21 protein-coding genes and 1 pseudogene are annotated in these 23,492 nt (G+C 68.8%); 8 read left to right on the forward strand and 14 right to left on the reverse strand.

Annotation, left to right across the window (positions count from 1 at the left end; all coding sequences use genetic code 11):
• Nucleotides 1-26: 26 nt before the first annotated feature.
• The 5 genes from ACLML9_RS00920 to ACLML9_RS00940 form a co-directional block, all read right to left on the reverse strand.
• Nucleotides 27-1,247: a uroporphyrinogen-III synthase gene (locus tag ACLML9_RS00920; RefSeq protein WP_411943649.1), complete on the reverse strand. Its 1,221-nt coding sequence runs from the start codon at nucleotides 1,245-1,247 to the stop codon at nucleotides 27-29.
• Nucleotides 1,244-1,642, reverse strand: coding sequence for a nitrite reductase small subunit NirD (gene nirD / locus ACLML9_RS00925; protein WP_411943650.1), 399 nt, complete (start codon nucleotides 1,640-1,642; stop codon nucleotides 1,244-1,246). Before nirD ends, ACLML9_RS00920 begins: the two co-directional genes overlap by 4 nt.
• Nucleotides 1,643-1,963: 321 nt before the next feature.
• Nucleotides 1,964-4,492, reverse strand: coding sequence for a nitrite reductase large subunit NirB (gene nirB / locus ACLML9_RS00930; protein WP_411943651.1), 2,529 nt, complete (start codon nucleotides 4,490-4,492; stop codon nucleotides 1,964-1,966).
• Nucleotides 4,493-4,516: 24 nt separating this feature from the next.
• Nucleotides 4,517-5,989 (reverse strand): nitrate/nitrite transporter, encoded by a 1,473-nt coding sequence (locus ACLML9_RS00935; protein WP_411943670.1) that lies wholly within the window; start codon nucleotides 5,987-5,989, stop codon nucleotides 4,517-4,519.
• 323 nt (nucleotides 5,990-6,312) lie between these two features.
• Nucleotides 6,313-7,575, reverse strand: a complete 1,263-nt coding sequence (locus tag ACLML9_RS00940; RefSeq protein ID WP_411943652.1) for an MFS transporter — start codon at nucleotides 7,573-7,575, stop codon at nucleotides 6,313-6,315.
• Nucleotides 7,576-7,640: 65 nt separating this feature from the next.
• Here ACLML9_RS00940 and ACLML9_RS00945 point away from each other — a divergent pair, with 65 nt between their 5' ends.
• The 3 genes from ACLML9_RS00945 to ACLML9_RS00955 all read left to right on the forward strand — a co-directional run bounded on the left by ACLML9_RS00945 (nucleotide 7,641) and on the right by ACLML9_RS00955 (nucleotide 11,795).
• Nucleotides 7,641-8,309 carry a FadR/GntR family transcriptional regulator gene (locus ACLML9_RS00945; RefSeq protein WP_411943653.1) on the forward strand — a complete coding sequence of 223 codons (669 nt, stop codon included), beginning with the start codon at nucleotides 7,641-7,643 and terminating at the stop codon, nucleotides 8,307-8,309.
• Nucleotides 8,310-8,593: 284 nt separating this feature from the next.
• Nucleotides 8,594-10,084, forward strand: a complete 1,491-nt coding sequence (locus tag ACLML9_RS00950; protein WP_411943654.1) for an MFS transporter — start codon at nucleotides 8,594-8,596, stop codon at nucleotides 10,082-10,084.
• Nucleotides 10,085-10,358: 274 nt separating this feature from the next.
• The gene (locus ACLML9_RS00955) at nucleotides 10,359-11,795 is read left to right on the forward strand and encodes an RNA-guided endonuclease TnpB family protein (RefSeq protein WP_411943655.1); all 1,437 of its coding nucleotides are present in this window, start codon (nucleotides 10,359-10,361) and stop codon (nucleotides 11,793-11,795) included.
• 58 nt (nucleotides 11,796-11,853) lie between these two features.
• Here ACLML9_RS00955 and ACLML9_RS00960 read toward each other — a convergent pair whose 3' ends face one another.
• The 3 genes from ACLML9_RS00960 to ACLML9_RS00970 form a co-directional block, all read right to left on the reverse strand.
• On the reverse strand, nucleotides 11,854-12,708 hold the full coding sequence (locus ACLML9_RS00960; protein ID WP_030523402.1) for a TIGR02569 family protein: 855 nt from the start codon (nucleotides 12,706-12,708) through the stop codon (nucleotides 11,854-11,856).
• Nucleotides 12,709-12,877: 169 nt separating this feature from the next.
• Nucleotides 12,878-14,059: an adenylyltransferase/sulfurtransferase MoeZ gene (gene moeZ, locus ACLML9_RS00965; RefSeq protein ID WP_063131507.1), complete on the reverse strand. Its 1,182-nt coding sequence runs from the start codon at nucleotides 14,057-14,059 to the stop codon at nucleotides 12,878-12,880.
• A gap of 190 nt (nucleotides 14,060-14,249) precedes the next feature.
• Nucleotides 14,250-15,290, reverse strand: a complete 1,041-nt coding sequence (locus ACLML9_RS00970) for a DUF3152 domain-containing protein (RefSeq protein ID WP_411943656.1) — start codon at nucleotides 15,288-15,290, stop codon at nucleotides 14,250-14,252.
• Between the two features lie 228 nt (nucleotides 15,291-15,518).
• Here ACLML9_RS00970 and ACLML9_RS00975 point away from each other — a divergent pair, with 228 nt between their 5' ends.
• A complete protein-coding gene (locus ACLML9_RS00975) occupies nucleotides 15,519-16,175 on the forward strand; it encodes a TetR/AcrR family transcriptional regulator (protein WP_030523399.1) in 657 nt (218 codons plus the stop codon).
• 71 nt (nucleotides 16,176-16,246) lie between these two features.
• Here ACLML9_RS00975 and ACLML9_RS00980 read toward each other — a convergent pair whose 3' ends face one another.
• From ACLML9_RS00980 to ACLML9_RS00995, 4 genes are all read right to left on the reverse strand, one after another.
• Nucleotides 16,247-16,474 (reverse strand): DUF3107 domain-containing protein, encoded by a 228-nt coding sequence (locus ACLML9_RS00980; protein WP_030523398.1) that lies wholly within the window; start codon nucleotides 16,472-16,474, stop codon nucleotides 16,247-16,249.
• A gap of 678 nt (nucleotides 16,475-17,152) precedes the next feature.
• Nucleotides 17,153-17,992, reverse strand: a complete 840-nt coding sequence (thiD, locus tag ACLML9_RS00985; RefSeq protein WP_411943657.1) for a bifunctional hydroxymethylpyrimidine kinase/phosphomethylpyrimidine kinase — start codon at nucleotides 17,990-17,992, stop codon at nucleotides 17,153-17,155.
• A 58-nt stretch (nucleotides 17,993-18,050) separates the two neighbouring features.
• Nucleotides 18,051-18,629, reverse strand: a complete 579-nt coding sequence (locus tag ACLML9_RS00990; protein ID WP_411943658.1) for a Uma2 family endonuclease — start codon at nucleotides 18,627-18,629, stop codon at nucleotides 18,051-18,053.
• Between the two features lie 84 nt (nucleotides 18,630-18,713).
• On the reverse strand, nucleotides 18,714-19,271 hold the full coding sequence (locus tag ACLML9_RS00995; protein WP_411943659.1) for a TetR/AcrR family transcriptional regulator: 558 nt from the start codon (nucleotides 19,269-19,271) through the stop codon (nucleotides 18,714-18,716).
• Nucleotides 19,272-19,310: 39 nt separating this feature from the next.
• Between ACLML9_RS00995 and ACLML9_RS01000 the strand changes: the two genes are divergently transcribed.
• Nucleotides 19,311-20,555, forward strand: coding sequence for a KasA/KasB family beta-ketoacyl-ACP synthase (locus ACLML9_RS01000; protein WP_411943660.1), 1,245 nt, complete (start codon nucleotides 19,311-19,313; stop codon nucleotides 20,553-20,555).
• Nucleotides 20,556-20,742: 187 nt separating this feature from the next.
• Here ACLML9_RS01000 and ACLML9_RS01005 read toward each other — a convergent pair whose 3' ends face one another.
• Entirely contained in the window at nucleotides 20,743-21,096 is a 354-nt protein-coding gene (locus ACLML9_RS01005) for a nuclear transport factor 2 family protein (RefSeq protein WP_411943661.1), read from the reverse strand.
• A gap of 117 nt (nucleotides 21,097-21,213) precedes the next feature.
• Between ACLML9_RS01005 and ACLML9_RS01010 the strand changes: the two genes are divergently transcribed.
• A complete protein-coding gene (locus ACLML9_RS01010) occupies nucleotides 21,214-21,990 on the forward strand; it encodes a helix-turn-helix domain-containing protein (protein ID WP_411943662.1) in 777 nt (258 codons plus the stop codon).
• Nucleotides 21,991-22,113: 123 nt separating this feature from the next.
• Nucleotides 22,114-22,737, forward strand: coding sequence for an NAD(P)-dependent oxidoreductase (locus ACLML9_RS01015; protein WP_411943663.1), 624 nt, complete (start codon nucleotides 22,114-22,116; stop codon nucleotides 22,735-22,737).
• A 162-nt stretch (nucleotides 22,738-22,899) separates the two neighbouring features.
• Here the strand turns inward: ACLML9_RS01015 and ACLML9_RS01020 are convergent.
• A pseudogene (locus tag ACLML9_RS01020) lies at nucleotides 22,900-23,079 on the reverse strand (GTP-binding protein); the annotation flags it as partial.
• A gap of 189 nt (nucleotides 23,080-23,268) precedes the next feature.
• Between ACLML9_RS01020 and ACLML9_RS01025 the strand changes: the two are divergent.
• A complete protein-coding gene (locus ACLML9_RS01025) occupies nucleotides 23,269-23,397 on the forward strand; it encodes a hypothetical protein (protein ID WP_411943664.1) in 129 nt (42 codons plus the stop codon).
• Nucleotides 23,398-23,492 lie beyond the last annotated feature (95 nt).

Raw genomic sequence — 23,492 nt, forward strand, 5'->3', positions numbered from 1 at the left:
CAGCACCAGCGCGGGCGGTGGCCGCCTCACCCCGGCACCACCGTCCGGACATAGCGCGCGGTGCGCGCCGGGGCCGCGGCCGGTGGCGCCGTATCGGCATTGTTGTCGGTGCATTCGGCCGGATCCATGGCCAGCCGGTACCCGCGCTTGACCACCGTCTGGATCGCCTTGGGGGCGCCCAGACCCGCCCGCAACCGGGCGATCGCGGTCTCCACCGCGTGCGTATCGTCGCCGCCGCCGGGCAGCGCCGCCAGCAGGTCCTCGCGGGAGACCACCCGGCCCGGCTGGCGGGCCAGGGAGCGCATCAGCGCCATGGGCGCCGGGGCGAGCTGTTTCACCGTGCCGTCCACCACCACGCACGCACCACGCACGCTGATGGTGTGGCCGGCGGCATTGATCCGCCCGGCCCGGCGCGGAAGTTCCTCGGCGACATGGCGGGCCAGCGCACCCAGCCGGGCCCGGCCGGGCATCGTAGTGGGCACCCCGAGTTCCTCGAGCGGGGCCGCGGTGATCGGACCGACACAGGCTACCGGCACCCGGCTGCGCAGCGCGTGCAACATCCCCTCCAGGACCCCGGTCTCCTTGGCGCGCATGAGCATCGAGGCCACGGCCGGGGCGCTGGTGAAGGTCACACAGTCGATCGCGGAGGTCACAATGGCCTCGATCAGCTGATCCATCGGACCGCGGTCCGCGGGCGGCTCCCACCGGTACACCGGTACGGGCACCACATCGGCGCCCGCGCACCGCAGCACTTCGCAGAAGTCGGGGATCGGTTCCCATTCGGTGGTGGCGCCGTGCAGCTGGACCGCGATCCGCACGCCCTCGACGCCTTCGGCGAGCAGATGATCCAGGACCTCGGCCGAGGACTCCGACGCCGGCGACCACTCCTCACGCAGTTCCGCGGCCCGGATCGCACCTTTGGCCTTCGGGCCCCGGGCCAGCATCCGGGTGCCGCCCAGGGTCGCACGCAACTGTTCGGCCAGGCCCCAGCCCTCGGCGGCCTCCATCCAGCCGCGGAAACCGATACCGGTGGTGGCCACCGCGATCTGCGGTGGATCGGCGACCAGCTCACCGGTCACCCGTTCCAGTTCGGTGTCGTCGGCGAGCGGGATGATCCGGATGGCCGGTGCGGATAGGACCGACGCACCCCGGCGGGTGAGCAGGGTGGCGAATTCCGCGGCCCGCCGGGCCGCGGTGAGACCGATCGTGAAACCGGCCAGCGAGGCATTCGTCTCCGGAACCGTCATACCGGGCAGCCATCCGGGGCCACGGTCACGGGCCGGTCCGAGATCGACACCTGTCCGTCGTCCACACGCACGGAATATACCGGCAGGCTCGTCGTCGCGTCGTCCAGGCACCGGCCGTCGAGCAGGGAGAAGGCCTGCTTCAACAACGGTGACACGACCACCGGCTCACCGCCGCGGTCGCCGACGATACCGCGCGACATCACCGCCGCCCGGCCGAACGGATCGATATTGCCGACCGCGTACACCGTGCCCTCGGGCAGCAGGAACAGGGCCGCCTGGGCGCCGCCGGGCAGCAGCACCGCCACGCCGCGGCCGGGGATCAGGTACTCGAGTGGGCACGCCCGGGTCCACCCGGTGGTGGCCGGAACAACTACTGGGGTATCGATCACGGTCATAGCGCCTCCTCAGAAGCTGGTTCATACGGTCCGCGGGGACCGAAGCGAAGGCGGAGGGATCGCATCATAGGTGTCTCCTCCACACGCCGTTATCCATTGGTACCGGCGGCCTGTTTCCTGCCGGTTAAGCCGTCATTTCTCATGCGTAGCGACCGGTGTGCTGCTACCCCGGCCGCGGCTGCGCTCCGCCGGCCGCGTACCAGGCCGGGCTGTGCCCATCCGGCCCTCCCGGCACGCCCTGCGTGGTCCCGCTCCGCTGCCTCCTCCCGGCGTACCGGGCAGGCTGCCTCCGTTACTGCCGACCCGGCATGTTCTGCGTGGTTACGCTCCGCTGCCTCCTCCCGGCATACCGGGCAGGCCGAGGAGCACCGGGACCTTGCGCTCACCGCTGTCGTCGAAGGTGATGGTCGGGTCGGCCGCGGCCGGGGCGTTGACGAACGAGACGAACCGCGACAGCTTCTCCTCGTCGTCGAGGACCGCGGCCCACTCGTCGCGGTAACCGGCCACATGGTCGGCCATCGCCTGCTCCAGGTCGGCGGCGACCCCGAGGCTGTCCTCGCACACCACTTCGCGCACGTAGTCGATACCGAGGTCCTCCTGCCACGGCGCGGTGCGCTGCAGCCGGTCCGCGGTGCGGATGTAGAACATCAGATAGCGGTCGATATAGGCGATGAGCGGCGCATCGTCGAGGTCGCCCGCGAGCAGCGCCGCGTGTTTGGGGGTCAGGCCGCCGTTTCCGCCCACATAGAGATTCCACCCGTTCTCGGTGGCGATGACGCCCACATCCTTGCCGCGGGCCTCGGCGCATTCCCGGGCGCAACCGGACACGGCCAATTTCAATTTGTGCGGCGACCGGAGGCCGCGGTAACGCTTCTCCAGCAGCACGGCCATGCCGACCGAATCCTGCCGGCCGTACCGGCACCAGGTGGAACCGACGCAACTCTTCACCGTGCGCAGCGATTTACCGTACGCGTGGCCGGATTCCATACCGGCGTCCACCAGGCGCTTCCAGATGAGTGGCAGCTGTTCCACCCGCGCGCCGAACAGGTCGATCCGCTGCCCGCCGGTGATCTTGGTGTAGAGACCGAACTCCTTGGCGACCTCACCGATCACGATCAGCTGTTCCGGGGTCACCTCGCCGCCCGGCATCCGCGGCACCACCGAGTAGGTGCCGTTCTTCTGCATATTGGCCAGGAAGTGGTCGTTGGTGTCCTGTAACGCGGCCTGTTCGCCCTCCAGGATGTGCTCGCTGGAGGTGGAGGCCAGGATCGAGGCGACCGTCGGCTTGCAGATATCGCAACCGGTCCCCCGGCCGTGCCGGGCGATGAGTTCGGAGAAGGTGCGGATACCGGCGGCCTGCACGATCTGGAACAGCTCGGCGCGCGACTGGTCGAAGTGCTCGCACAGCGCCTTGGACATCTCGGCGCCGGATTGTTCGAGCACCTTCTTGATCATCGGCACGCAGCCGCCGCAGGAGGTGCCGGCTTTGGTGCAGGCCTTGATGGCCGGGATATCGCAGGCCCCCTCGGCGATGGCGCCGCAGACGGCGCCCTTGCTCACATCGTTGCAGGAGCAGATCTGGGCTTCGTCGGGCAGCGCGTCGGCGCCCAGTTCCGCCCCGGCCGGGGAGATGAGCGCGGCCGGTTCGGCCGGCAGCGGCCGGCCCACCAGCGGGCGCAGCGCGGCGTACTGGGTGGCATCGCCGACCAGGATGCCGCCCAGCAGGGTCTGCGCGTCGTCGGAGATCACCAGTTTCGCGTAGGTACCCCGGGCGGCGTCGTGCAACACCACCGACAGTGCGCCTTCGGTGGTGCCGTGCGCGTCGCCGAAGCTGGCCACATCCACGCCGAGCAGCTTGAGCTTGGTGGACATATCGGCGCCGGGGAATTCACCGGCACCACCCAGCAGGCGATCGGCCACGATCTCGGCGGTGCTGTAGCCGGGCGCCACCAACCCGTAGCAGACCCCTTCGATCGCGGCGCATTCGCCGATGGCGTAGATGTTCGGATCGGACGTGGCCAGCCCCAGATCGGTGATCACGCCACCGCGCGGGCCGACCTCGAGCCCGGCGTCGCGGGCGATCTGATCCCGCGGCCGGACACCCGCGGAGAACACCACCAGCGCGGCATCGATCACGGTGTCGTCGGACAGGGTGACCCGCAGCCGTTCGGCCGGACCGGCGGCCGCGTCGCGTTCGATCCCGGCGGTGCCCACCCCGGTGTGCACCCGCAGCCCCAGGTCGGTGACCAGTTTCTCCAGGATCGCGCCGCCGCCCTCGTCGATCTGGGCCGGCATCAGGCGGTCGTTGTACTCCACCACATGCGGGGTGAGCCCGAGCAGCCGCAGCGCGTTGGCGGCCTCCAGCCCGAGCAGGCCACCGCCCACGACCACGCCGTGGGCGCCCGGCCCGGCCGCGTCGGCCGCGGCCCGGATACCGTCCAGGTCCTCGAGGGTCCGGTAGACGAAGCATTCCTGGTGTTCGTGCCCCGGCACGGGCGGTACGAACGGGTAGGAACCGGTCGCCAGGACCAGCGCGTCGTAGTCGAGCACCTCACCGGAAGTGGTGGTGACCTTCCGGGCGTCCCGGTCGATGGCCTCGGCCCGCTGGCCGAGGCGCAGGTCGACCAGTTCGTCGCCGGCGTACTCGTTACCCGGTAGCGCCAGCGAGGCGGCGTCCCAGTTGCCGACGTAGGAGGACAGGCCGACCCGGTCGTAGGCGGCCAGTTTCTCCTCGCCGAGGACGACGACCTGCCACTGGCCCGACTCGTCCCGAGAGCGGACGGCCTCGACGAACCGGTGCCCGACCATGCCGTGACCGGCGACGACGACTGTTCTGCGCTGTGCGTTCATGGTGTCCTCCGTGGGGATCCGGGGTCAGAGGGTCGCCGACGACCGGGCGGACCGGGATTCGGTGTGCTGGGGTTTGCGGGAACCGGATTCGGCCCGCCGGACCAGGGCCTCGGCCGCCGCGACCACCTCGCGGTCGCGCACCGGGGCGCCGGGGCGGCGCAGGAACACCGCCCAGGTGACCAGAGCGCAGGCGATGTAGAACACCGTGAACACCCAGAAGGCGGTGGTCGCGGATTGGGTCGAGGAGTACGACGACCGCAGCACCAGGTTGATGCCGACACCGCCGAGAGCGCCGATGGCGCCGACGAAACCGATGAGCGCGCCCGAGGTGTTCTGCGCCCAGGCGGCACGTTCGGCGGGACCGGTGTCCAGGCTGCGCGATGTGGCGTCGAAAACCGACGGGATGATCTTGGTGACCGATCCGTTGCCCAGTCCGGACAGGATGAACAGCGCCACGAAACCGGCCACCAGCGCGCCCGGCACCGGCCCGGAGAAGCCCTTGTGCGAGCCGTCGGCAACCATCGAGGCCGTGGCCACCGCGATCGCCGCGACCATCATGGCCGCGAAGGTGAACAGAGTGACCCGGCTGCCGCCGATCCGGTCGGCGAGTTTGCCGCCGTAGGGACGGGCGATCGACCCGAGCAGCGGTCCGATGAAAGCGATCTGCGCGGCGTGCAGCGTGGCCTGGGCCGCGGTGTCCCCACCGGCGACGAAACTGATCTGCAGGATCTGCCCGAACGCGAAGCTGTACCCGATGAAGGAACCGAAGGTGCCGATGTAGAGGAACGACACCGCCCAGGACTGCGGCACTTTCAAGGCGGTGAGCATAAAGGACAGATCGGCCTTCTGGTTGGGCAGGTTGTCCATGAACAGCGCCGCGCCGAGTCCGGCGAGGACCACCAGCACCAGATAGGTCGCGCAGATGACCGAGGCGTACTCGTTACCGAGGATCGCGATGACCAGCAGCCCGAACAACTGGATGACCGGGACCCCGATATTGCCGCCGCCGGCGTTCATTCCCAGGGCCCAGCCCTTGAGCCGCTGCGGGTAGAAGGCGTTGATATTGGTCATCGAGGAGGCGAAATTGCCGCCGCCCAGACCGGCGAACGCCGCGACGATGAGGAAGGTCGTATAGGAGGTGCCGGGCTGATTCACGAAGTACAGGGTGAGAACGGCCGGCACCAGCAGCGCGGCGGCGCTGAACACCGTCCAGTTACGACCGCCGAACCGGGCCGTGGCGACCGTGTACGGGATCCGCAGGATCGCGCCGACCAGTGTCGGTACGGCGACCAGGAAGAATTTGCCCGCCGCGTCGATCCCGTAGGTCTCGGCCGGCATGAACAGCACCATCACCGACCAGATGGACCAGATCGAGAATCCGATGTGCTCGGCCACGACCGACCAGATCAGATTGCGTGTGGCGATCTTCTTACCGCCGGCCTCCCAGGCCGCGGTGTCCTCGGCGTCCCAGCGCTCCAGTTTCGGCCGCCGCCACATCGCCGACAGGGCGTCGCCGCGGCTTTCGGTCTGCGTGCTCACAAGGGCCTCCCAACGTGGTTCGACCCCACGGTAGGAAACCGGTATTGCGAAAATGCTGCCCGAGATGACCGTCGAATCAACGGTTTCTCACGCGGTTCGCGCCGCTCAGGTGAGCAGGCCGCCGATGTTAACTCGTTGTGTCATCGGCATTTCCGCCGGTGACGAAATGCCCATATCCGCCGCGGAACGCGGTGAGAAATGGGCCGATGATGACCCGCGTCACCTTCCGACGCAACTCCGGGCGCCGTTCCGGTGCCGGGCACCGGTCCCGCGTGGCCGGTTCAGCGCGGGGAAACGGAGTCCTCGAGCATCCGCGGCTTACATGCCTGCCAAGCGCCGATCAGCAGCACCAGCACCGAGACACAAAGCAGCGCGAACGGGGCGGCCCAGCCGCCGGTGACCGTGTGCAGCATGCCGAACACCAGCGGTCCCACACAGGCCAGCGCGTAACCGACGCCCTGCGTGAAGCCGGACAGGGCGGCCGAACCGGCCGGGGTCCGAGTGCGCAGGTTGATGAGGGTGAGTGTCATCGGGAAGGTACTCGGGCCGAGACCGAGGATCGCCACCCACAGGATGGGCGCGCTCATGGGCGCGAAGAGCAGCCCGGCGAAGGCCACGAAGAAACACGCGGCACACCCCACGACCACCGGGTACGGGTTGGCGAGCCGGGCGGCCACCGTGGGTGCGGTGAGGGCGGCGACGAGTCCGACGAGGGCGAACAGCGCGACCATCGAGCCGCCGAAGGCCGCGTCGGCACCGGCGTCGGCGAGGATCGTCGGCAGCCAGGTGAACACCGAGTAGGTGGTCAGCGAGGTCATCCCGAAGGTGGCCGCCATCCCCCAGGCCAGCGGCGAGCGCCACACCGTCGGAGCCGGGGCGCTCCCGGGATCCGGCAGACCTGTCGTATCCGCCGCCGCGCGGGCGCGCCGGGTGCGCAGTACCCCGATCCAGGGGACGGCCGCCGCGAAGCCGAGCAGGGCCCACACCCCCAGGGAGACGCGCCAGCCGTGCGCTTCCGCCAGCGGCACCGCGACCAGCGCCGGCAGTACGGTGCCGATCTGCACCATGGTGATGTAGAGCGCGCTCACCGTGGCGAGCCGGTCCGGGAAATAGCGTTTGACCAGCGGGGGGACCACGATATTGCCGATCCCCATACCGCCGAGCGCGAGCGCGGAGAACAGCAGCAGCTCGACTGTCCCCGAGACGAGGACCCGCACGAGCATGCCGGTCCCGGCCGCCGCCATCGCGAGCAGCACGGTCCGTTCCAGACCGACTCTGCGGGCCAGGATCGGCGCCAGCAGCCCGGTCACCGAGAACATGAGGGTCGGGATCATCCCGAAGACACCGACGATGGCGGTGGAGTAGCCGATATCGCGCCCGATGTCCTCGGCGAGCGGTGTGAACGCGGTAACGGCCACCCGGAGCACGAGCGCGGACATCACGATGGCCGCGAGTACCAGTAAACGGCCTTCGATCAGTTTGCGTTTCCGCTGCTCGAGAGGTGGATCGGCCGCTTGGGGGGTCTCGGGCAGCGCAGCAGTCACCCGGAAATCATAGGATGACCCTATGACCGGGGCAATAATATTGTGATGGGCGGTACTCTGTTGCCGTGCAAAGCGTGCGCCGCACCAGTCTCATCGCCCAGGTCACCGAGCAACTCAAAGAGGATATCCGCTCGGGACGCTGGCCGATCGGGACGCGGATCCCCACCGAGCCCGAATTGGCCGAACTCACCGGCACCGGCCGCAACACCCTACGCGAGGCCGTCCAGGCGCTGGTCCATGCCGGCATGCTGGAACGGCGGCAGGGTTCCGGCACCTACGTCAAAGCCACCTCCGAGGTGGGCGGGACACTGACCAAATACTTCGCCGAAGCCGCCGAACGCGATGTCCTGGAATTACGCCACGGACTCGAGGCCACCGCCGCCGCGCTGGCCGCCCACCGGCGCGACGACACCGATATCGCCACCCTCCGCCGGCTACTCGACGACCGCAACCGGCTGTGGCGGGTGGACCGGGCCGCGGCCATCGAGGCCGATGTCCAACTCCACCGGGCGATCGTGCTCGCCAGCGGCAACGCCGTGTACATCGAGTTCTACGACTCGGTCCTGGGCTACATCGAATCCGGGATCCGTTCGCGCACCGATCGTATCGACAGCTGGTACGCCGCCGAACATCGCGAACTGGTGCAGGCCATCATCGACGGCGACGCCGACAAGGCCGCCCGCACCACCCGGTGTTTCCTCGACACCCTGCTCGCCGATTACCGCGACCACTAGGCTCTACCTGCGCCCGGGCTCCGTCCGTGCGCATCCACACGCCGCACTTCGAGCACACCGCCATCGGGTGTGGTCCGGGCCGGGTTCCCTCGAGGTTACGGACCGATCGCCCGGGTGTCGCTCCGCCGTGAGCGGGATTTGTGGCGATCGTCATTGCACGCCACCTGGTGGAACACCCGGCTCCTAGCGTTTTCTCACGTCACAACACCGCACTCGACCGCCCGGCCGCCGTGGCCGGGCGCCCCGGCCCAGGGGGGCGTCGAGTAACGACGAGAGGGGCGCCGATGACCGCGACAGCCGACACCGGCCGGCAATCACCCGACACCGCAACGGGCTTCGTCCACCAGCGCCGGGGTCGCTGGATCGACCGGTGGGAACCGGACAACGAGCGGTTCTGGAGCTCCGGCGCCGACCGCACCGCCAAGAAGAACCTGCTGTTCCCGGTATTCGCGGAGAACCTGGGCTTCAGTATCTGGGTCCTGTGGGCCAGTGTCGTCACCGGAATGGGCGCTGCCGGTTTCGCATTCCTGGACGGGCTCGGCACAGGTGATCCGGCCGCGGTCAGCAATGCCCTGCTGCTCACCTCCATCCCCACCCTGGTCGGGTCGACCCTGCGCATCCCCTACACCTTCGCCATCCCCCGGTTCGGCGGGCGGGCCTTCACGGTGTTCAGCGCCGCCATGCTGCTCGTCCCCACCGTCGGCCTGATCTTCTTCGTCAACCAGCCCGGCACCCCGATGTGGGTTTTCGTGGTGCTGGCCGCGCTGTCCGGTTTCGGCGGTGGCAATTTCTCCTCGTCGATGGCCGATATCTCGTTCTTCTTCCCCGACGGGAAGAAAGGCGCGGCGCTCGGGATCAATGCCGCGGGCGGCAATCTCGGTGTCGCCCAGACCCAGCTGCTGGTGCCGCTGCTGACCACCCTCGGCACCCATCTCACCGCGAAGGACGCGGCCGGATACCGCTTCGGGATCACCCTGGCGGTGCTGGTGTGGATTCCGTTCATCCTGGCCGCCGCGTTCGGCGCGCTGCGGTACATGGACAGCCTGTCGACCGCGAAATCCGACGGACGCTCCTACAAACCCGCGCTGACCAATCACCACACCTGGGTGATGGCGTTCCTCTACATCGGCACGTTCGGTTCGTTCATCGGATTCTCGTTCGCCTTCCCGACACTCATCAAGGCCAATTTCCCGGAGCTGGCGGGCATCGGCTGGATCACCACCCTCGGAAATCTGGCGTTCCTCGGCGCCCTCGTCGGCTCCTTCTCCCGGCCGTTCGGCGGCTGGCTCTCCGACAAACTGGGCGGCGGCGCGAAGATCACCATCGCCGTGTTCGGCGGGATGGCCGTCGCGGTCGCGCTCATCATGGCCGCGCTCGAGATGAAGAGTTTCCCGCTCTACCTGCTGGCCTTCCTGGTGCTCTTCGTGCTCACCGGTATCGGCAACGGCTCCACCTATCGGATGATCCCGTCCATCTTCAGCGCCGAGGCCGAGAAGTACGCCTCCGAGTACGGCCTCGCGCCGGCGGAAGGGGCGGCCTCGGCGAAGCGGCAGGCGGGCGCGGCCATCGGGGTCATCGGAGCGGTCGGCGCCTTCGGCGGTTTCGTACTCCAACAGGCACTGCGCCTGTCCAACACCAATTTCGGCACCATGGCGCCCGCGTTCTGGTCCTACGCCGCCGCGTTCCTGGTGATGGCCGGGGTCACCTGGTGGTTCTACCGCCGCGCCTCGTTCGCGGTGGGCCGGGTGCCGTCGCTGGCGTACGCAAACGTCTGACGGCTCCGCAGCCAGGGCAGGGCCCGGCCGGTTCGATACCCGCCGGGCCCTCACTCATATCGGGTCCCGCATGGAGCAGACCAGGCCCAGAGCCTGTCTGAGATCTCGGATTGCCGGGTTCGGGTCGGTGGGCCGGGGCGTAGGGTGCGGGTGCGCTGACGGAGGTGCGGTGACTCGTGTTGTCCTGCGGTTCTGCTCGCAGGTTGGGCCGGCTTGCAGAAGGTTGACGCGTATCTCGCGATGTTGTCGGTGGCCTGTGCCATAGTCGCCGACGATGAGCAGGCACACCGCGTTCCGGTACTGCCTCGACCCCACCGTCGAGCAGCAGACCGTGCTGGCCCGGCACGCGGGCGCGGCACGCTTCGCCTACAACCAGTGCCTGGCGATGGTGAAAACCGCGCTCACCCAGCGGCGGGCCGACCCCGAACACCCTGTCCCGTGGACCCGATTCGACCTGATCAACACCTTCAACACCTGGAAGAAATCCGAAGCCGCGGGACGGATATTCACCGTCGACCCCACCGGGATCACCGAGATCGAGGTCACCGGACTGGCATGGCGTGACCAAGTGTGTCAGCAGGTGTTCGAGGAAGCCGCCACCGACTGCGGCCGCGGACTGGCCGCGTGGTCGGACTCCCGCAGCGGGAAACGCCGCGGCCGCACGGTCGGGTTTCCTCGGTTCAAGAAGAAAACCACCAGCACCGCATCGTTCCGGCTCCGCAACAAACACGCCAAAACCGGTCGTCCGGCGATCCGGGTCGGCGACAACGACCTCCCACGGTCGGTGACCCTACCCGGCCTCGGGCAGCTCCGGGTCCGGGAGGACACGCGTCGCCTACGTCGCCTGCTCACCGGCGGGCGAGCGAAGATCCTGTCCGCCACCGTGACCCAACGGGCGGGCCACTGGTGGGTCAGCGTGAGTATCGAGGCCGCGGATCTGCACCCAGACCACCACCACCCGGCTCGGGGCCCCGACGACGCTGGTGGGTGGGTCGGTATCGATCGTGGGTTGTCGGCGTTCCTGGTCGCCGCCGATGCCGAGGGCCGCGAAGTCGCTCGGGTCTATAACCCACCGAAACCCCTGGCTCGCGGGTTGGCGCGGCAGCGGCGGCTGGCGAAAGCCCTATCGAGGAAGGAGAAAGGCTCCCACAACCAGCGAGAAGCCGCCTCCCGGCTGGCCCGCCATCATCGTCGTGTGGCGAATGCGCGTCGTCATTTCCTGCATCAGGTCACCAACCAGCTGGTCAAAACCCACGACCGGCTCGTTATCGAGGACCTGCATGTGGCCGGGATGCTGCGCAACCCCCGCCTTGCGCGGGCGATCGCCGATGCCGGGTGGGCCGATTTCGGGCGACTGCTGGACTACAAACAGCAGTGGCGAGGCGGCACCGTCGTCACCGCCGACCGGTGGTTCCCGTCGAGTAAACGGTGTCCGGCCTGCGGCACCCTCAACCACGCCCTGACATTGTCGGACCGGGTGTTCGGCTGCGGGTGCGGGTACCGCGCCGACCGCGACCTCAACGCCGCCGTCAACCTCGCTGCCTGGCCGACACTCCACAGGCAAGACCCACCACGATCCCCGGACCTCCGAGCAGGGGGCCGGGCTACCAACGCCCGCCGACGGGAAGGCACTGACCGGCACCTAATGGGTGCCGGTGCAACCGGCCCGGACGACGCGGGAACCAAGGCTCATACCCCGGTCGGGGCATGAGCCGAGGACGCCCGAGAAGGGCGGTGCTCGATAACTTGTCGAGTTATCAGACACGCTGTCACAGCAGGAATCGCACCATATCCGCTGTCCGGACCAACCCGGGCAGCGCTTCCGGCGTGGACCGCGGATGCAGCACATGCACCGCCAGCCGGAACATCACCGCCCGCAACAGCATCTGCGGCCATTCCGGCAGATCGGACCAGCGTTCCAGCAGCCCGTCGTCGGCGCCGCCCCACGACAGCGCGTCCACCACGACCACACCCGCCGCCCACGCCGGTGGGCGCCAGTACGGGGTCAGATCGGTGAGCGCGGGCGTCTGCGCCCCCGCGAACAGCACGGTGCCGAACAGATCACCGTGCACCAGCTGCGGTGGCGTCCGCACAGGTTTGCGCAGGGTGGCCAGCTGACCGATCAGTTCGAGGCTGTGCCGTCCGTCGGGCGAGTTCTCCATCACCGCGCCCGCCGCGCGCAGCGTCCGCAACGGCACCGCCTCCCACGCCGCCCGGTCCGCGGCGACGAAGACGTCCACATCCAGCCAGGGCGTGACCGGCGGCTGCGAGAGGAAACGGGGCCGCTCGAGGGTGGCCGTGGCCTTGTGCAGTCGCAGCGAGACCGAGACCACCTCGTCGTGGCGTGGCTCCGGACAGCCCGTCATGAAGGTGTCGCACCGCCAGCCCGATACCACGTACCGGCCGTCGGTGGCCCGCACCGGGCGGGCCAGCCGCAACCCGTCCACCCGCAAACTCTCCCGGACCTTCGCCGACCAGGCCGCACGCGCATGGTCGGCGACGGGACTGAGCACCACATCGCCGAGGCGCCAGCCGCCCTCCCAGTCACCGAGGGCGACGGGGGTCAGTTCCCGCAGACCGTACGTGGCCCGCACATGTTCGGGGGGTTCGACAGTGGTGGTCACGGCCGTACCGTACTCCCGCCGCCGGGCCCCGGTATCGCGCCACACCGTGTCGTAGCACTGCCGCGACACACCGTTACCGCACCCGGTCACACACTGTGCGCGTGGACCGGGACCGGCCGCCCGCGCACGGTTCACGCGCAGGTCAGCGGCCTACCACGAGCTCGACGGCTCAGTACACCGGCAGTGACGGGTCGACCTGATGCGCCCAGGCGATCACACCGCCCTGCAGGTGTGTGGCGTCGGCGAAACCCGCCCGCTTGAGGGCGGCCAGCGCCTCGGCCGACCGGACACCGGTCTTGCAGTGCAGCACGATCTTGCGGTTCTGCGGCAGTTCGGCCAGCGCCTCCCCCGACAGGATGCGGTCCTTCGGGATCAGCGTCGCGCCCTCGATGTGCACGATGTCCCATTCCACCGGTTCACGCACATCGATCAACTCCACATCACCGGCGTCCAGCAGCTCCTTGAGCTCACGCGCGGTCACCGTGGAACCGGCGGCCGCGGCCTGTCCCTCCTCGGACACCACACCGCAGAACGCCTCGTAGTCGATCAGTTCGGTGATCGGCTGCCGCGCGGGATCGCGACGCAACTTGATGGTCCGGTAGCTCATATCGAGTGCGTCGTACACCATGAGCCGGCCCAGCAGCGGGTCGCCGATACCGGTGATCAGCTTGATGGCCTCGGTGACCATGACCGAGCCGATGGACGCGCACAGCACGCCCAGCACGCCGCCCTCGGCGCAGGAGGGAACCATTCCCGGCGGCGGGGCCTCCGGGTACAGATCGCGATAGTTGATCCCGCGACCGTCCGGCGCGTCCTCCCAGAACACCGAGACCTGGCCCTCGAACCGATAGATCGAACCCCACACATACGGTTTGCCGGCCAGCACCGCGGCATCGTTGACCAGGTAGCGGGTCGCGAAGTTGTCGGTACCGTCCACGATCAGGTCGTATTCGGCGAACAACTGCACGGCGTTCTCCGGCTCCAGCCGGATCTTGTGCAAGCGCACGTCGATCCCGGAATTGATCTCCAGGATGGAATCGCGGGCACTGTCGGCCTTGGGGCGGCCGATATCGGATTCACCGTGGATGACCTGCCGTTGCAGATTCGAGGCATCGACCTCGTCGAACTCGACGATGCCCAGGGTGCCCACACCGGCGGCGGCCAGGTACAGCAGCGCCGGAGAACCCAGCCCGCCGGCCCCGATCACGAGCACCTTCGCGTTCTTCAGCCGTTTCTGTCCGTCCATCCCGAGGTCGGGGATGATCAGGTGACGGCTGTAACGGGCGACCTCGTCCCTGGTCAGCTCGGCGGCGGGCTCCACAAGTGGGGGCAGGGACTGCGGTGTTGACACGTCTTCGAACTCCTCGTATCGAAATAGCCGGATGCGGTGTGCGGGGTGCGTACAGCCGCTGACCCGTGGCCGCTGTGACCCGCACCCACACCGGCGTAGGTTCCCTGTACAACGCCGGCGCGAGGGTCATTCTTCCCGGGCCGGCGCGGGGCCCCACCGCCGGACCCGGCCCGTACGCCCGGGCCCACGCTCAACCGCGCGGATACGGCCAGGGGTTGAAGCGGCAGGTCTTGCCGTCCATCGGGACGACCCCGTGCGGATCCAGGGCGGCGATCTCGTTGTTGGCGGTGCCGAAGGTCTGCTGCATCATCACCGGGGCCAGACCGCCCTCGCTCTCACACGGCTGATGCTCGTGGTAGCCGATAGCGTGCCCGACCTCGTGGTTGACCAGATACTGACGGTAGGAGCCGATATCGCCGTCGAACGCCGGAGCCCCGCGCACCCAGCGCGCCTCCGACAGCACCACCCTGGCCTGATCGGAGTTGTAGCAGGAGGAATCGATCGGGATATCGAATCCGCAGACCTCCCGGGTGGTCGCGCGGGCGGTGAGCGAGATCCGGAAATCCGGCTCGCCACGATCGATGCGCTGGAACGCGAACTTCCGGTCGTGCACCCAGCTCTTCGGGTTGCCGAGCGTCGATTCGACCATCCGGGCCACCGATTCGTCGCCGCCGAAATTACGCGTATCGATCCCGTTCTCCACCTCGACCGTGTAAGTGAAGGTGTACTGCTCGCCCGCGCCGACGCGGGCGGAGGCGCCCGGCACGGTCCGCCAGGTGCCCTTACCGGTCTCGGTGAACTTCCCGCCCTCGGGCAACGCCCCGATCGGCAGATCCTCCGGGAAGCTGCCGTCGCCGGGTGGTGCGCCGATCACACCCGCGCTGGCCGGCGGCGGCCCGAGCGCCCCGAACCCCGGATCGATCGGTTCCGCCGGCCCTCCACGACCGGTACGCACCGCGTCCACTACGACGAACACAGTCAGCACCACCAGCACCGGCAACGCGTACACGCGCCACCCGTACCTGGATACGACGAAACGCAGCCGCCGCCGCCGCTGCCCGGCCGCGGGCGGCGGATCACCCTCCGGGTCGCGGCGCGCGCGCAGCGGTTCCCGGGATCCGTCGCCGAGCGATATCGCCGGCGTCGCCTGCGCGGCGACCGCGAGCTCTGAATCCTGGGGGCGGTGCGCGCTGCGCCCGCCGCCGGAGGGGTTTTCCGGTCGGTCGGTCACGGCTCCACACTCTCACAACCCGCCGTAACGGCCACAATGGAAGTACCCCGGCAACCATGCCCCCGGTACCACGCAAGCCACTTACCGGCATTCCCGAAGGGCACCATACGGATCGGAGCCGGTCCCGGGTTCACCAACCCGGGTCGGCAACAGCATCATAAGCGAGTATGGTGCTCGAAAGACCCGGTACACACCCCTTTGCCGGGGAATCGACTGGGAGATCCGAATATGACCGACCTCGTGGACCGGATGACGTCCCGCTCGTCGTCCGGCACCGCCCCCAAACGTGGCACCCGGCTTCCCCGTGACGAGCGGCGCCAGCAACTACTCGCGGCCGCCAGCGAGATCTTCGTCCTACGCGGCTATCACGCCGCCGGTATGGACGAGATCTCCCAGTGCGCCGGCGTCAGCAAACCGGTGCTGTATCAGCACTTCACCAGCAAGCTCGAGCTCTACCTGGCCGTCCTGCAGAATTATGTCGACATGCTGGTGTCGAGCGTGCGCCAGGCGCTGCGCTCCACCACCGACAACAAGCAGCGCGTGCGCGCGGCGGTCGCGGCCTACTACGACTTCGTGGACAACGAGATGCAGGGCTTCCGCCTGGTCTTCGAATCCGATCTCACCAACGAACCCCAGGTCCAGCGCCGGGTCGAACAAGCCACCGAAGCCTGCGTGGACGCGGTCTACGACCTCGTCGCCCACGATTCCGGCCTCGACCCCTACCGGGCCCGCATCCTCGCGGTCGGCCTGGTGGGCGCGAGCCAGTTCACCGCCCGGTACTGGCTGGAAGCCGACCGCCCCATCCCCAAGGACGAAGCCGTGGACACCACGGTCGCACTGGCCTGGGGCGGCCTCAAACACGTCCCTCTCCACCCGATCGGCTGACCCGCCACCGAGCGAACACGACGAAGCCCCTGCCGGACCGGCAGGGGCTTCCGTTCGTCCGGGCCCGGTACTCAGACCGCGGCGAAACCCACCCGGCCGCCGGTCACGGCCCCGATCTCCACGTAGGCGACCTTGCCGGCCTGGATCAGGTACTTGCGGCCCTTCTCGTCGGCCAGCGCCAGGACCCCGCCGGTGGCGGCCAGCGCCTCGGAAACCAGAGCCTCGACCTCGTCCGGGCTCTGCGCGCTGGCGATGACGAGTTCACGCGGGCTATCCGAAATACCGATCTTGACCTCCACGGCCAACCTCCGAACCTAGAGTCCTGTGCTGTCCCAGTAAGGCTAGTTGAGCCACCGCGGCCCGGACACACGACGGGGTGCGCTGTCAGCGAACAGTGTTTATGGCGGCGCCTCCGGCGCCGCGGGTCGGGGCCCTGTGACCCCGATTCTTCCCTCCTGCGCTCAGTCGCTGCGCTCATTCGCTCCGTCGGTCCAGAATCGGGGGCGGGCCCCGACCAGGGAGGTAGACCATCCGAAGGTGCGTGCTGTCGTGCGCCTGGACCGGCCTTGGGAGGCTGACGACTCTGTAAGTGCTCAATGGCCACCGATCTATGGACGGTCGACTGCACACGCTCAGTCGCTGCGCTCCTTCGCTCTGTCGCTCCAGAACCGGGGGCGGGCCCCGACCATGGAGGCGGACGATCCGGAATGGGCAGAAGGTGTGTCGGCGAACGTCACGACCAGTGCGGCTGGGTTGACAGCACTGTTATTGCTCGATGGACGCCGTACCTGTCGGCGCCGGGTACCGGGCACGGCCGATCGTGAATGCGGATCAGGCGGGAAGGCGGCGCGCCGGGGCCGACCCGTCCGGTGCCACTGATCGAACGTCGTTGTTCCGGTCTCCACTCCGTTGTGGGGGTGTTCGTGACACCTCGAGTATGGACCCGACCACCGACAGGTTCGCCGACTCGGCCGACGTCAGCTCAGCCGCCACAGCGGGGAGACCGGACCGTGGCCTTTGCCCAGGTCGTAGGCGGCTTCCAGGCTGCGCCGGGTCCATTCCTTGGCGAATTCGAAGGCGTCGGGGACCGCATAGCCGTGGGCCAGCGCGCAGGCCAGGGCCGCGGCCAGGGTGTCGCCGCCGCCGTGATCGTTGCCGGTCTCGATACGCGGGGCGGTGAACTCCAAGAACCGGTTGCCGTCGAACAACAGATCGGTACTCTGCGCCGAGGTGCGCAGGTGGCCGCCCTTCACCACGACCCAGCGCGGTCCGAGCCCGTGCAGCGCCTCGGCCGCGCGGCGCGCGGACGTCGCGTCGGTGACCTCCACCCCGGTCAGCAACCGCACCTCGTCCAGGTTCGGGGTGACGATGGTGGCCAGCGGGAACAGCGTGTACCGCACGGCGTCGAGCGCTTCGGTGTGCAGCAGCGGGTCGCCGTGCATGGAAGCCGCGACGGGGTCGACCACCAGCGGCACCTCGGCGTCGTGCCCGATGCCGACTTCCCGGCAGACCCCGGCCACGGCCTCGATGATGGCCCCGGAGGCCAGCATGCCCGTCTTCGCGGCGCCGATACCGATATCGCCGGCCACCGAGCGCACCTGGTCCGCGACCACCTGCGGGGGAATCTCGTGAAAGCCGCTCACGCCCACCGTGTTCTGCACGGTCACCGCGGCCACCGCCACCAGGGCGTGCACCCCGCACAGGGCCATGGTCCGGGTATCGGCCTGGATTCCGGCCCCGCCGCCCGAATCGGTACCGGCGATGGTGAGCACCCGGACCGGGGTCTGTCCCGGGGGCGTCAACGGCAACAATCTCACCCGGTCACCCTACGTGGGCGGGGTTCGCGCCCGGGTGGGTGTCTCGAGTCGGCGAGCGTCAGACCCAGGCTTTGATCGGTTCGGTGTCCAGGGTCAGGCCGACGGGGTCGGGCAACTCGACGCTGTCACCGATCGAGACGGTCACCCGGCGCTGGTAGCGCGCGCCCGAGGGCTGGCTGAACACCGTGATCTCGCCGAATTCCCGGTCGATCAAAAGGTAGATCGGAATCCCGGTGGCCGCGTAGGCGATCGGCTTCTCACGGCGGTCCCGCTGTTCGGTGTCGCTGTCGCGGGAAGTCACTTCCACCACCATGAGGACGGGGTCCGGGTCGGCCCATTCCCCCTGCCCGACGAATGCGTCGGCATCCGCCAGCGTGCCGTCCGGACGTGCCCGCCCCTTGCGATAGGCGTCGACCTTCAGCCCCTGTTCGACACTCAGGAACAGTTCCGGGCGGGCCAGGATGAACATGCGGATCAGCCACTGCAGAATCCGCCCGTGGTCCCCATCGGCCACACCCTTCGCCCCCAGCCGCCCCTCGATGAACTCCAGCCGTATACCTTCGGACACCCGACCGGCCAACCGGGCGAGTTCCTCGAACTCCTCGGTCGTCATGATCTCGTCATGAACGGCGGTCATGAGGAAACGATACCTGCCTCGGGATACCGGTATCGAACGTTCCGATGACGCTGTCGCCCATGCGCCGGTGCACAGCCCGACGAGTCAGCGGATGGTGTGGTCGATGATCCGGCGGGCGGCCCGGTCGGTGCGTTCGATATCGCCGGTGATGAGCCGGTCCTGCAGGATGCCGCGCAACCCGGAGACCAGCACGGTGGCCACCACTTCGGGTTCGTCGTCCGGGTTCAGTGCGCGCAGGCCCGCGGTGAGGGCGGTGACGAACGCCGCGGTGGCCTGGTCGGCGTAGCCGGCGTAGGGGCCGTGGGGCGCGCAGGCCGCGCCGAGGACCTGGAGCATCACCCGCACGCTGACCGATCCCGAGCCGGTGGTGTTCGAACGCCAGAAATCCCAGAGCCTTTCCCGCAGCGTGGCGGCGTCGTGCACTTCGGCGAATACGGCCGTGAGATCCGGGCGATGGGTTGCCAGCGCCTGGACCAGCAGTTCTTCTTTGGTGCCGAAGTAGTAGATCAGCATCCGGGAACTGGTGCCGAGGGCGGCGGCCAGGGGACGCAGCGAGAGGTCCGCGAGTCCGCGTTCGGCGATATAGCGCACCACCGCGTCGAGGATCTCGGCGCGTTTGGCGTGGTCGAGTGGGCGGGCCATGGGTTGACTGTAGCGAACGCTACAGGTATTCATGATCCCGTGACTGTACCGATCGCTTCAGAAACTCCGGCGGCGGCGCAGGTGGTCGTCACCGGGTACGCGGGCGCCACCTCGATCGCCGGCGATATGGACGAGACCTGGTCGGGCCTGCTGGACGGCCGGACCGGTATCACCACCCTCGACGACGACTTCGTCGCCGAATACGACCTGCCCGTACGTATCGGCGGCAAGCTCGGCGCCCATCCGGGGGCGCAGCTCACCCGGGTCGAACAGCGCAGGCACTCCTATGTCGAACAGCTCGCCCTCGTGCTCGGACGGCAGGTCTGGCGCGCGGCGGGCCGGCCGGAGGTGGAGGGCGAACGGCTCGCGGTGAGTATCGGCACCGGGCTCGGCGGCGGCGACGCGCTCATCGACGCGGTCGACGCGATGCGCGCCGGCGGCTACCGCAAGGTCTCGCCCATGGCGGTGCCCATGGTCATGCCCAACGGCCCCGCCGCGACCGTCGGTCTGGAAATCGGTGCGAAGGCGGGAGTGTTCGCGCCGGTCTCGGCGTGCTCGTCCGGTACCGAGGCCATCGCGCAGGCCTGGCGGCTGATCGCCACCGGCGAGGCGGATGTGGTGGTGGCCGGTGGAGTGGAGGGGCATATCCACGCCGTCCCGATCGCCGGTTTCGCCATGATGCGGGCGATGAGTACCCGCAACGACGATCCCGCCGCCGCCTCGCGGCCGTTCGACCGGGACCGTGACGGTTTCGTCTTCGGCGAAGCGGGTGCGCTGCTCGTGCTGGAATCGGAGCGCCACGCCCGCGCCCGGGGCGCCCGTGTCCATGCCCGGGTACTCGGCGCCGGCATCACCTCCGACGCCTATCACATCGTCGCTTCGGATCCGGCGGGCGAGGGCGCGGCGCGCGCCATGCGCAAGGCGATCGCCGTCGCGGGCCTGACGCCCGCCGATATCGGGCATATCAACGCCCATGCCACCTCGACATCCATCGGTGACGCCTCGGAAGCGGCCGCGATCGAGGCGGTCACGCCCGACGCCTCGGTCTACGCGCCCAAATCGGCGCTCGGGCATTCCATCGGCGCGGTCGGCGCCCTGGAAACCATCCTCACCGCGCTCACCCTGCGGGAACAGGTCGTACCGCCCACCCTCAATCTCGAGAACCCGGAGGTGGACCTGGATATCGTGCACGGCCGGGCCCGGCCGCAGCGGATCGAGTACGCCCTGACGAATTCGTTCGGGTTCGGCGGTCACAATGTGACGCTGGCGCTGGGCCGCGCCTGACGCGACGACCGGCGGAGGCGCCACCGGGGGCCGCGCCGACCTGTTCGACCGAGCGCCGCAGCGTCCGGGGCCGGACGCGTTTCGTTGCGTCCGGTCCCGGACTCGTCACCGCGGAAGGCCGGGTCGGCGCAGGCGACGGCCGAATCGCCGCCCGGCCGCCGCCGGGTGTGGATCGGCCGTCCGGGGATCAGCCCGGCACCTTGTCCAGGAAGCCCAGCACCGTGTCGATCCGGCCCTGCTCGTCGGTGACCAGAACGTCGAAACCGATGATCACCGGCTCGGCGCCCGCGGGCCCCAGGCCCCACTGGAACCGGACCTGACGGTGGTGGGCATCCGGGTCCCCGACCGGGGTGAAGACGAACCCGGGGAATTGTTCGTGCACCGCGCCGATGGTCGCGCCGATCGCGTCGAGGCCGGCCGCCTCGGCCAGCGGATCGATGTAGGACGCTTCCGGGGCCCAGTGGGTGTTCAGCAGTTCTTTCCGGACGGCCGCGTCGGTGGCGTTCCAGGTCTGCAGGTAGGCGGTGACGGTGTCTTTCATCGGAGTTCCTTCCGGGGTTGTGTGAACCAGGTGCCATAAGCATCACCGGGCTCGGCGGCCCCGACGATTACCTCGGAGGTAATGGGATCGGTTACCGCGGCGGCTACGATTTCGGATGTGGTGATATCGGATACCGAACCCTCGGTCGGCGGCCTGCTGCGGTCCTGGCGGGAGCGGCGCCGGTTGAGTCAGTTGCAGCTCGCGTCGGAGGCCGAGGTGTCCACCCGCCATCTGAGTTTCGTGGAGACCGGCCGCTCCCGGCCCACGCGCGAGATGGTCGAACGCCTGGCCGGCCACCTGGACGTCCCGCTGCGCGAACGCAACGAACTGCTCCTCGCGGCCGGTTACGCGCCGAGTTACGGCCAGCGTGAGGTGGACGCACCGGAACTGCGGTCGGTGATGGACGCCTTCCGGATCCTGCTCGATGCGCATCTCCCGCATCCGGCCCTGGTGCTGGACCGGTGCTGGGATGTGGTCGACCGCAATGCCGCCACCGACGCACTGCTCGACGGTTGTGCCCCCGAGTTGTTGGAACCGCCCGTCAACGCCATCCGTATCTCACTGCACCCCGGCGGCCTCGCGCCCCGGATCCGCAACCTCGGTCAGTGGCGCAACCATCTGCTCGGCCAGGTGCGCGGGCGGTGGGAAGCCACCGGCGACAGCCGGCTGAAAGCGCTGCTCGACGAGGTATCCGCCTATCCGTGCCACGACGGCGGCGCCCGGGCCCGCACCGATGTGGTGGTGCCGTTGCAGTTGCGGGTGGGCGACGCCGAACTCTCCTTCTTCAGCATCACCGCCTCGGCCCTCTCGGCCACCGACGTCACCATCGACGAACTCCATATCGAAGCCTTCTACCCCGCCGACGAGGCGACGGCCCGGCTGTTCCGCACCTGAGCCGCCACCCGGAGCCGTAGACGCTCGCTTATGCGGGCGAGCGTTCGAGCCATGGTTCGTCTCGCTCCTGATTGCTGTACTGGAACCAGCCACAAGGCAACGGTTTTCGAGTCAGGAGCAATCATGCGAATCGCGGTTTTCGGAGCGACCGGCACGGTCGGACGGCACATCGTCGAGCAGGCGCTGGCGCGCGGATACGAGGTCACCGCGCTGACCCGTGACGCCGGCCGGATCACCCGCACCCACGAACGCCTGCACATCGTGGAGGGGGATGTGCTCGATCCGGGCGCGGTCGAGCGCGCCGTCTTCGGCCAGGACGCCGTACTGGTGGCACTGGGCAACGGGCGCAAGGGCGTGGTGCGGGCGGAGGGCACCCGCACGGTCATCGAGGCGATGAACCGTACCGGCGTGAAACGGCTGATCTGCCAGTCCACGCTGGGTGCCGGCGACAGCCGTGCCAATCTGGATTTCCTCTGGAAGTACATCATGTTCGGCCTGCTGCTGCGCCCGGCCTACGCCGACCACCAGCAGCAGGAGTCCTATGTCCGGGCCAGTGATCTGGAGTGGACCATCGTGCGGCCCAGCGCCTTCACCGACGGCCCGCGCACAGGTACCTATCGGCGCGGTTTCGGGCCTGACGAGAAGGGATTGAGCCTGAAGATCGCCCGCGCCGATATCGCGGAGTTCCTGCTCGACCAGATCGCCGATCGCACCTATGTGCACCGGGCGCCCGGGATCTCCAACTGAACGGCTCCGGAAGTGATCGCGGGGGGACGGTCCTGTTCAGCTGTGCTCGTGCAGTGTGTCCCAGGTGGGGAAGGGGTCCGGGTAGCGCACCCACCGCGCGCGGCCGGGCGGCGTATTCGGCGTCGGTGAGCAGGGCCGCGTCGAGCGCGGCGCGCAAACTAAGCCGGCCTCCAGTTTCCGGGAGGCGAGGGTTTCGCCGCGGGTCACCTCGGTGAGGAAGGTCGAGGCGTCCACCACAGTGACCATGGTGTCGAGCCGGGCCAGCTCGCCGAGGGAGAACCCGTCCTCGAATTCCCATTCGAAGGTCGCCGCCACCGGCATGGGCTCGGTGCGGGCGACGGACGGCGCGGCAACTACCGGCCGGATCGCAATGGGAATCTCGTCCTGTACGACCACGGATATTCCTTTCCGGAGTCGGCACATCCGACGAGGGGAGCCGACGAGCTCGGCCCCGGCGCGGATTTCGTTCTGCGCTCCGACTTCGTCACTTTCGACCCGCAAACCCGGCTCGATGACGACGTACTCCGCGCCGTGGACGCGATCGACCATCGGGACATACGCAGTGCGCTGGCGGATCTCGACCTGGACCCGAGGGCCATCGACGGGGTGCTCCAGCGGCTGAACGAGATACGGGAACTTCGTGCGATACCGGGCATATGAACCGACCGACGTGTTCGGCCCCCGCCGCTCGCCGGCGGGGCCGAACACCTCATCCGCCCGACCGCCCCCGGCGACGGGCCCGCCCCCGGCGACGG

The sequence above is a fragment of the Nocardia sp. NPDC002869 genome (assembly GCF_046764065.1).
Classification (GTDB): Bacteria; Actinomycetota; Actinomycetes; order Mycobacteriales; family Mycobacteriaceae; genus Nocardia; species Nocardia rhamnosiphila.

Bases quoted from the DNA above. Each gene is read 5' to 3' on its own strand.
- ACLML9_RS00990 (WP_411943658.1), bottom strand. From the start codon at position 18,629: ATGACCGCCGTTCATGACGAGATCATGACGACCGAGGAGTTCGAGGAA.
- nirB (WP_411943651.1), bottom strand. From the start codon at position 4,492: ATGAACGCACAGCGCAGAACAGTCGTCGTCGCCGGTCACGGCATGGTC.
- nirD (WP_411943650.1), bottom strand. From the start codon at position 1,642: ATGACCGTGATCGATACCCCAGTAGTTGTTCCGGCCACCACCGGGTGG.
- ACLML9_RS00995 (WP_411943659.1), bottom strand. From the start codon at position 19,271: ATGGCCCGCCCACTCGACCACGCCAAACGCGCCGAGATCCTCGACGCG.
- ACLML9_RS00935 (WP_411943670.1), bottom strand. From the start codon at position 5,989: ATGTGGCGGCGGCCGAAACTGGAGCGCTGGGACGCCGAGGACACCGCG.
- ACLML9_RS00975 (WP_030523399.1), top strand. From the start codon at position 15,519: ATGACCGACCTCGTGGACCGGATGACGTCCCGCTCGTCGTCCGGCACC.
- ACLML9_RS01005 (WP_411943661.1), bottom strand. From the start codon at position 21,096: ATGAAAGACACCGTCACCGCCTACCTGCAGACCTGGAACGCCACCGAC.
- ACLML9_RS01015 (WP_411943663.1), top strand. From the start codon at position 22,114: ATGCGAATCGCGGTTTTCGGAGCGACCGGCACGGTCGGACGGCACATC.
- ACLML9_RS00955 (WP_411943655.1), top strand. From the start codon at position 10,359: ATGAGCAGGCACACCGCGTTCCGGTACTGCCTCGACCCCACCGTCGAG.
- ACLML9_RS00950 (WP_411943654.1), top strand. From the start codon at position 8,594: ATGACCGCGACAGCCGACACCGGCCGGCAATCACCCGACACCGCAACG.
- ACLML9_RS00920 (WP_411943649.1), bottom strand. From the start codon at position 1,247: ATGACGGTTCCGGAGACGAATGCCTCGCTGGCCGGTTTCACGATCGGT.